This is a genomic window from Protofrankia symbiont of Coriaria ruscifolia (assembly GCF_900634745.1).
GTDB lineage: Bacteria > Actinomycetota > Actinomycetes > Frankiales > Frankiaceae > Protofrankia > Protofrankia californiensis.
In genome coordinates this window covers 42,123-49,585 of sequence record NZ_CAAAFR010000182.1, presented here as the reverse complement: position 1 = coordinate 49,585, position 7,463 = coordinate 42,123, and the positions used below count along the sequence as shown (strand labels likewise).

Genomic DNA, 7,463 nt, shown 5'->3' with positions numbered 1-7,463 from the left:
CCGGATCTGTCGCTGATCTACCCGCCGTACTCGGCCCGCGCCGAGAAGCTGCTGCGCCGGCTGTTCTGACGCCACGCCTGCCGATGGCGGACGGCGGCAGGACAAGATGCTGTCCGTCGGTGCCAGTCGCTGGTACCGGGCGTCAGCGGCGGGGGGCGTAGAGCGCGACGCCGTCCTCACCGGTGGCCGTTGCCAACTGGTCGTGTTCCACCAGCAGGTTGAGGTGTGCCTCGATCTCGAGGACGGCCAGCACCTGGCCGGTCGTGTCCAGTTCGTCGAGCCGGCGTTCCCGGCGGGTCCAGCGCATCGCCGACGCGACCTGCAACGCCGTCTCGGCGCCTTCGCGAACGTGCCCGACGACGGCGTCCAGACGAGCCTCGTGATGGGCCAGCAACTCCTCGACCCGCTGGTGCACACTGGTGGTGACCGGGCCGTGTGCGGGCAGCAGCAGCGTGTCGGGAAGGTCGCCCACCAGGCGCAGCGACTGCAGGAAGCTGCGAAGCGGCGACGGTTCGGGCACCCACTCGAACCCCAGCGACGGGGTGATGTGCGGTAGCACGTGGTCGCCGGCGAACAGCAGGCCGTTGGCGTTGTCGCGGAGCACGACGTGGCCACGGGTGTGCCCGGGCGTGGCGAGGACGTCGAGCTTGCGGTCTGCCAGGCCGACGACGTCGCCGTCGTCGAGCCAGCTGTCGGGGGGACCCCATGGCGTGTCCCTCGCCTCCCTCGCCACGTGCTGGGCGTAGCGTGCGGCGAGGTCGGGTGCGCCGCAGCGCAGCAGCATCGCGATCTGAGGATGGGCGGGGACGTCGGCTTCCCCGCCGACGTGTATGGAGTGACGCTCTCCCCAGCCGATGCTGACCTTCGTCCCGAATCTCGCGCGTAGTGCGATGGCCTGGGTGTAGTGGTCGTGGTGTGCGTGCGTCACCACGACGCGGGAAACGTCGTCAAGCCGATAGCCGAGCGTGCCCAAAGCGGTGACCAGCGCAGCCTCGGTGGACGGCGCGGCCCACCCGGAGTCCACCACGACCAGGCCGTCGACATCCGGTACAACGTAGACGTTCACGGCGCGCAGGCCGTCGAGCGGCAGGGGGAGCGGGATGCGGTAGACCCCGGTCGTTACAGGATGCGCGCCGGGATCCGTCCAGTCGTCGGGTTGTTCGTTCGGCAGCAGCGGCACGCGCATCTCCTCGGTCGGTGGTTCCGACGGCAGGGTGTTCATGGCGTTTCGGCGAGGGCTGGCGGTCGGCGTCGTGCGCGGCGTCCTCGGTTTATCTAAATAGAATTAAAATTAATGTATTCTACTGCGGCGATCGGTTGTTCGTGTCCTAGTTGCGGCTGTTCCGCTTCCGGCAGGCGTCACTGATCGTGACCATCGCCCAGAGCCGGACCGTCGGAGCTGGATGCCGACCGACACCGATTCCTTCATCGATGTACCGTCCTAACATGCTCCCGGGTCGTTTCTGGCTCCCAGCCCGTTCCTGACCTGCCGAGCCGCTCTCTTGTCAAGGGACATTGAGAACTCAGTGACGGTCGAGAGTTGCCCGGTGGTGGCCACCAGATCTGCGCCAGAGCCCCAGATCTGCCCGCTGGTGACCACCGACGTGCCCGGGTCGTCAGGTGGTCAGGTGGTCAGGGGTTTCACCCCCTTGCCGGACAGGGCTTGGGCGAGGCGGATGCTGTCGCCGCTGGTCTGCGTGGGTGGGCGTGGTGCAGGAGCCGGTCGATCTGTTGCCGTCGTTCGGCCCCGGGATGCTGGTTGCTGGCTGACCATAACTTCCTGTCTCACCGGCTGGCCCGCGACACCCTCGCTACCGGCACGCACCTGCTGTGGTGGGCGTCGGCGTCGTTCGCTCTCGCACCGATCACAGTGTCGGCGGACGGCGCCTACCTGGCCGAGCTCAATCCCGCGTGCCGCGGCTACGGTCCGCCGATCACCGTTCGGGTGATCGAATACATCGTGCGCACCACCCCGGCCGGCGGCGGCGAAGCGTCGTGTCCGGACTGGACACCGAGCACCCGACACCATCCGTTCCGAGGCCGCTGCCACGTACCACCGTCAGCACGTGGGTAGACCTGTCCTCGCATGGGGGTAAAAAAAGTTCTCTTAAGGGTGATGCAGAACACGTGACTGGGCTCACATGATGGGGCGCACCGCCGGATGGAGCCGGTCGAACCGACCGGACGGCTACTCGCCCTGACGCAGGAGCGCCGCATGACTATTACGGAGTCCACCCCGACTGTCAGCGTCCCGGACGAGATCGCGCGACGTGTGGTGCTGCCCGAAGGACACCGGGACGACGAACCGCTCTTCGCGGCGTACCGGTGGCTGCGGGAGAACGCGCCGCTGGCGAAGGTCCACGTCGAGGGCTACGACCCGATCTGGCTCGTCACCAAGCACACGGACATCATGGAGATCGAGAAGCAGCCGGCCGTCTTCACCAGTGGTGGCGGTGAGGCGCCGGGTTCGCACAACCCGATTCTGCAGAACCAGGCGGGCGACGCGTTCACCAGCTCCCTGACCGGTGGGAGCCTGCGGATCCTCGAGACGGTGACCTACCTCGATCCGCCCGAGCACACGATGGTCAAGGACGAGGTGACCGAGCCCACCGCCCGCACCGTCGGTGCCGGCCACGTGGGCGGGACGTTCGCCGCGCTCGTGCGCCAGGCCGGTTTCGCTGGCGAGGACTCGCGGCTGTCCTGCCATCTGATCGTCACCGGGGCCTGTGACGGGATCAGGGCGAACGTCGTCGACTCCAGTGTTTGATCAAGAAAGCCGGAACAAGAACGTCGACCCAGCGGAGAGAAAAGCGCCCGGAAGACGGGCCTGAAAATGGTGGAAGGAATGCCGTGAAGGTCACAGCCGCCGTACTCGAGAAACTCGGTTCCGACTTCGCCGTGAAGGAGCTCGACCTGGCCGATCCCGGCCAGGGGGAGGTTCTCATCGAGGTGGCGGGGGTCGGGCTGTGTCACACCGATCTGGCCGTCGCGCACGGTCACCTGCCCTTCCCGTTCCCCGCCGTCGTCGGTCACGAGGGCAGTGGCGTCGTCACCGCGGTAGGGGAGGGCGTTACCAAGGTGGCGCCGGGTGACCGTGTCGCGGCCACCTTCAACAGCTGCGGCATCTGTTCTGAATGCGCAGCTGGCTCCCCGTCGTACTGCGTCCGGTTCATGGAGCTCAACTTCAGCGGGGTGGCAGCAACGGCACGACGCCCCTGCACGACGGTACCGCCGACGTGGGCGGCAACTTCTTCGGCCAGTCGTCGTTCGCCACCCACGCGCTGGCCCACGAGGCCAACGTCGTGAAGATTCCCGACGGTATCCCGCTGGAGCTGGCCGGACCGCTCGGCTGCGGGGTCCAGACAGGTGCCGGCGCCGTGCTCAACTCTCTGAACTGCCCACCCGGTTCGTCGCTGCTGATCACCGGTGGCGGTTCGGTCGGCCTCTCGGCGCTCATGGCCGCGGCCGCCCGCGGGCTGACGACCATCATCGTCGTTGAGCCCGTAGCCGCACGTCGGCAGCTCGAGCTCGGCGCGACGCACGCGATCGACCCCTCCGCGGGCGACATCGCCGAGCAGGTTCGGGCCATCATCCCCGAAGGAGTCAAGTACGCCGTCGACACGACGGCGGCCGGTCCGGTCATCACGGCCGTGCTTGCCTCGCTCGCCCAGCAGGGGCGGTTCGGCATGGTCGGCGTCCCGTCGGACCCGACGGCGACGCTGTCGGTGAACCTTATCGAGATGCAGGCCCGGGGCCTGTCGTTCACGGGAATCGTCGAGGGCGACAGCAACCCGGATGTGTTCATTCCGGAGCTCGTCGAGATGTACAAGGCCGGTGCGTTCCCGTTCGACAAGATCGTTACCAAGATGCCTTTCAAGGAGATCAACGAAGCGGTCGCGGCCCAGGCCCGGGGCGAGGTCATCAAGGTCGTTCTCGTCCACGACTGACACCCGATCGACCTGGGCCGCCCGACTGGGTACCGGACCCATAATCCGCCCGTGCGACGTCCGCGTCGGCCAGGCGACGAATTTGCGAGCGAAGGGGCGGACATGGCAATCATCGAGTACGACCGTTTGAACCCGCCCCGTCTTTACATCGACGGGCGGTGGACGAGTCCGGCATCGGATGACCGTATTCAGGTCATCGAGGCGGCGACGGAGGAGAACGTCGGTAGCGTGCCGGCGGGCACCGAAGGTGATGTCGACGCGGCGGTGGATGCCGCCCGCCGGGCGTTCGACGATCCTGAGGGTTGGTCGAACTGGTCGCCGGCGCGGCGGGGTGAGGTGTTGGAGCGCTTCGCTGCCGCGCTGGAGGCGCGTGGAGCCGAGACGGCTCGTCGGGTCTCGGTTCAGAACGGCATGCCGTTGTGGCTGGACCAGAACTTCGAGGCCGGTTTCCCGGCCCTGCTGTTGCGCTACTACTCCGGTCTCGTCGCGGCGGGCCAGGAGGAGGTGCGCGCCGGCATGTTGGGTAAGAAGGTGCTGGTCAGGCGCGATCCGATCGGTGTGGTAGCGGCGATTGTGCCGTGGAACGTCCCGCAGGCGATCACATTTCTCAAGCTCGGCCCGGCGCTCGCTGCTGGCAACACCGTGGTTCTCAAGCCGGCTCCGGAGACCGTGCTGGATGCGTTCCTCATGGCTGAGGCGGCGATCGAGGCCGGGCTTCCGCCGGGCGTGCTCAATGTCGTTCCCGCGGGGCGGGAGGTTGGTGCATATCTGGTCGCGCATCCGGGTGTGGACAAGGTGTCGTTCACTGGCTCGACCGTGGCCGGTCGGGCCAGTGCCGAGACCTGTGGGCGGCTCCTGCGGCCGGTGACGCTGGAACTCGGCGGCAAGTCGGCTGCAATTGTGCTCGATGACGCCGACCTGAGCTCGACGATCGAGTCGTTCTTCGGTGCCACCCTGTTCAACAACGGTCAGATCTGCTGGCTCGGCACGCGCATCCTGGCTCCCCGCAGCCGGTACGACGTGGTCGTGGACACGATCACGGGTCTCGCGCAGTCTCTGACGGTCGGTGATCCGCTTGAGTCGGCCACGAAGGTCGGGCCGCTGCTTTCGCGAAGAAGGTCCGTTCCGGCACGGTCGGTGTCAACGGCTACGTCAACGACCCCTATGCGCCGTTCGGTGGCATCAAGTCCAGCGGCATGGGCCGCGAACTGGGCCCGGAGGGGCTCCAGCCGTTCCAGCTGCTCAAGAGAATCTACCTGGACGAGGCCAATGACACGGCCTGACGGGCCTTGTCCCGGCCGGGCCGGGACAAGGCCCGCGGCGTCAGCCCTCTACTCTCCAAGGAGATCTGTTGACACTCACTACGGACTCACCGACGCTCACCACGGTGAGCGACCGAATCGAACGTGCCTGCTCGGCATGTGTGCCGATCGGCGTGGTCCTTATGTTCGTTGGTCTGTTGATCGCCGGCTACATCCCGGCGGTGCCCGCCAACTGGTCCGCCGAAGAGGTCGCCGAGTTCTACCGGGACGACACGAATCTCATTCGTTTCGGGATCATTCTGACGTTGATCGGATTCATGGTCTGGGGCCCGCTGATCACGGTGATCCTGCGTCAGATGTTACGTATTCGGCCTGAGCAGAAGGCCCTGGCCTACCTGCAGTTCGGTTCCGGACTGGCGGCCTGGCAGTTCCTGTGGGTGCCGATGCTCGTCCTGGCGGCTGCCTCGTTCCGCCCGGAGCGCAGCCCTGAGGCGACACAGACGCTGCACGACCTGGGCTGGATCCTGCTGTTCATGCCGTTCGTCCTGCAGAGCGGCGCCATCGCTCTGGCGGTGCTGCTGGACACCGGGCCGAAACCGGTCTTCCCGCGCTGGGTGGCTTACTTCAACCTGCTGGAGTGCTTCCTCTTCCTGGCGGTGGTCCTGATGCTGTTCTTCAAGACGGGGCCGTTCGCCTACCACGGCGTGCTGGTGTTCTGGCTCCCGCTGTTCATATTCGGCGCGTGGCTGCTCGTGATGGCATGGGCCACCTATCGCGGGGCCGTCGAGGAGCAGACACAGCGGCTTCAGAACACCTCGGGCGCGCATGCGGGTTGAACGGTCGACGTCGGCGTACTCGCCGTCGTCGGGCACCCGGGTCGAGGCTCCCGAGCCGCGTGGCCGTGTCTCACACGTGTCTGATGAGGGCAGCCATGCCCCACATGTGCCCGGTGAGGTTGGTGTCTGGGTCCTCGTCCTCGGCGAGATGTCGATGTTCGGGGTATTCTTTGCGATCTTCATGGACGCCCGTGCCGGTGACCGGGAGCTGTTCGCCCGGTCACAGCGGCATCTGAACATCACGATCGGGCTCGTCAACACGATAATTCTCCTGGCGAGCTCGCTGTTCGTCGTGCAGGCTGTCCAGGCGGTCCGGGCCGGTGGGTTCGGCCGGGCGTCGAAGTTCTTCACGCTGGCGCTGCTCTGCGGCCTCGGATTCATGGGTGGAAAAGTTCTGGAATACGGCGAGAAGCTGCACGCCGGTATCACCCCCGTGACGAACACGTTCTACATGTACTACTACGTACTTACCGGAATACACGCTCTCCACGTCGCCGTCGGTATGGGTGTGCTCGCCTTCCTGCGGAAGGTGACGAGAAATTCGTCCCGTCATCCAAAGATCGCGACGGTCGAGGCGTGCGCGTCCTACTGGCACATGGTGGATGTACTATGGATCGTCCTGTTCCCGCTTCTCTATCTCATCTGAGTTCGCGCCTGCGCACGGCGGTCCGGGGCCAGCCGGTCCGGCTGGTGTTCGTCGGGCTCCTGCTGCTGACGGCCAGCTCGTCGTGGTTCGCCGAATCCGAAAGCTCCCGCGGTGTCGCCACGACGGCATTCCTCATGACCGTCGTCGCATTGAAGATCCACCTTGTCGGCATGCACTTCATGGAGCTCAGGTACGCCCCGCTCGCCCTGAAGCTCGCGTTCCACGGCTGGATCGCTGTGGTGTGGGGACTCATAGTCGGCTTCAGCTGATCCATGGGCCGACGTCAAAGCACCGGCTGCCGGCACCTGGGGCCGACATCGTCCGGGAACCGCCGGTATGTGCCGACGGCCGTCGAGGCATCGCAGGTGGCAGGTCGCAGGTCGATCGCGACGGCATCTTGCATAAATGGTCCAACTGGTCAGATCGTCGTCGCTGCTTGATGCAGGATCAGGTTGCGGCGGGCGCCCAGGGGACGGACATCGGCGAGTTGGACGAGGGCGTCGAAGAAGCGGACTTCGTGTCTGGCGGCGGTGGACAGGTAGCTTCTGACACAACGGATATAATCCCAACATGCTGGAGCTCTGGAACCTGCCGGGAAATAACTTCGGTTCTTGATCAGTGCCATGGGGCCGTAGACCGCCATCGTGGTGGAGGAGATCGGGGCGACAACACCAACATCAAGATCTGGAGTTATTGTCCGGCAGGTCCCTGTCACGACCCGGACCCGGCGAAGTGGACGCTATGCGGCCTTGGAGAGGCGTATGGGCCGTCA

7 protein-coding genes and 3 pseudogenes are annotated in these 7,463 nt (G+C 66.0%); 7 read left to right on the top strand and 3 right to left on the bottom strand.

Translation table 11 applies throughout. The annotated features are described in order from the left end of the window. Positions 1-142: 142 nt before the first annotated feature. Together CV1CTNOD_RS20330 and CV1CTNOD_RS28450 are read right to left on the bottom strand one after the other, a co-directional pair. A complete protein-coding gene (locus CV1CTNOD_RS20330; RefSeq protein WP_165485649.1) occupies positions 143-1,186 on the bottom strand; it encodes an MBL fold metallo-hydrolase in 1,044 nt (347 codons plus the stop codon). A gap of 438 nt (positions 1,187-1,624) precedes the next feature. Continuing rightward, positions 1,625-1,728 (bottom strand): annotated as a pseudogene (locus CV1CTNOD_RS28450) (ATP-binding protein); the annotation flags it as partial. 31 nt (positions 1,729-1,759) lie between these two features. On the opposite strand from CV1CTNOD_RS28450, the gene CV1CTNOD_RS20320 reads away from it, so the two are divergent. The 7 genes and pseudogenes from CV1CTNOD_RS20320 (at position 1,760) to CV1CTNOD_RS20290 (ending at position 6,960) form a co-directional block, all read left to right on the top strand. Continuing rightward, the gene (locus CV1CTNOD_RS20320) at positions 1,760-2,074 is read left to right on the top strand and encodes a hypothetical protein (RefSeq protein ID WP_131787591.1); all 315 of its coding nucleotides are present in this window, start codon (positions 1,760-1,762) and stop codon (positions 2,072-2,074) included. 141 nt (positions 2,075-2,215) lie between these two features. Continuing rightward, a pseudogene (locus CV1CTNOD_RS20315) lies at positions 2,216-2,593 on the top strand (cytochrome P450); the annotation flags it as partial. Positions 2,594-2,850: 257 nt separating this feature from the next. Further along, positions 2,851-3,947 (top strand): annotated as a pseudogene (locus tag CV1CTNOD_RS27975) (NAD(P)-dependent alcohol dehydrogenase). 102 nt (positions 3,948-4,049) lie between these two features. Continuing rightward, the gene (locus CV1CTNOD_RS20305; protein WP_431607148.1) at positions 4,050-5,585 is read left to right on the top strand and encodes an aldehyde dehydrogenase family protein; all 1,536 of its coding nucleotides are present in this window, start codon (positions 4,050-4,052) and stop codon (positions 5,583-5,585) included. Next, on the top strand, positions 5,566-6,045 hold the full coding sequence (locus CV1CTNOD_RS27000; RefSeq protein ID WP_242606869.1) for a hypothetical protein: 480 nt from the start codon (positions 5,566-5,568) through the stop codon (positions 6,043-6,045). The genes CV1CTNOD_RS20305 and CV1CTNOD_RS27000 overlap by 20 nt, the downstream gene beginning before the upstream one ends. Next, entirely contained in the window at positions 6,035-6,691 is a 657-nt protein-coding gene (locus CV1CTNOD_RS20295) for a cytochrome c oxidase subunit 3 family protein (RefSeq protein ID WP_131787589.1), read from the top strand. The genes CV1CTNOD_RS27000 and CV1CTNOD_RS20295 overlap by 11 nt, the downstream gene beginning before the upstream one ends. 44 nt (positions 6,692-6,735) lie before the next feature. After that, positions 6,736-6,960: a cytochrome C oxidase subunit IV family protein gene (locus tag CV1CTNOD_RS20290; RefSeq protein WP_165035230.1), complete on the top strand. Its 225-nt coding sequence runs from the start codon at positions 6,736-6,738 to the stop codon at positions 6,958-6,960. A 149-nt stretch (positions 6,961-7,109) separates the two neighbouring features. Here the strand turns inward: CV1CTNOD_RS20290 and CV1CTNOD_RS20285 are convergent, their stop codons facing one another. Then, positions 7,110-7,316, bottom strand: a complete 207-nt coding sequence (locus CV1CTNOD_RS20285; protein ID WP_131787588.1) for a hypothetical protein — start codon at positions 7,314-7,316, stop codon at positions 7,110-7,112. Positions 7,317-7,463 lie beyond the last annotated feature (147 nt).

Excerpts from the sequence above, each read along its gene's own strand:
- CV1CTNOD_RS27000 (WP_242606869.1), top strand. The coding sequence starts at position 5,566 with ATGTTACGTATTCGGCCTGAGCAGAAGGCCCTGGCCTACCTGCAGTTC.
- CV1CTNOD_RS20305 (WP_431607148.1), top strand. The coding sequence starts at position 4,050 with ATGGCAATCATCGAGTACGACCGTTTGAACCCGCCCCGTCTTTACATC.
- CV1CTNOD_RS20330 (WP_165485649.1), bottom strand. The coding sequence starts at position 1,186 with ATGCGCGTGCCGCTGCTGCCGAACGAACAACCCGACGACTGGACGGAT.
- CV1CTNOD_RS20285 (WP_131787588.1), bottom strand. The coding sequence starts at position 7,316 with ATGGCACTGATCAAGAACCGAAGTTATTTCCCGGCAGGTTCCAGAGCT.
- CV1CTNOD_RS20295 (WP_131787589.1), top strand. The coding sequence starts at position 6,035 with ATGCGGGTTGAACGGTCGACGTCGGCGTACTCGCCGTCGTCGGGCACC.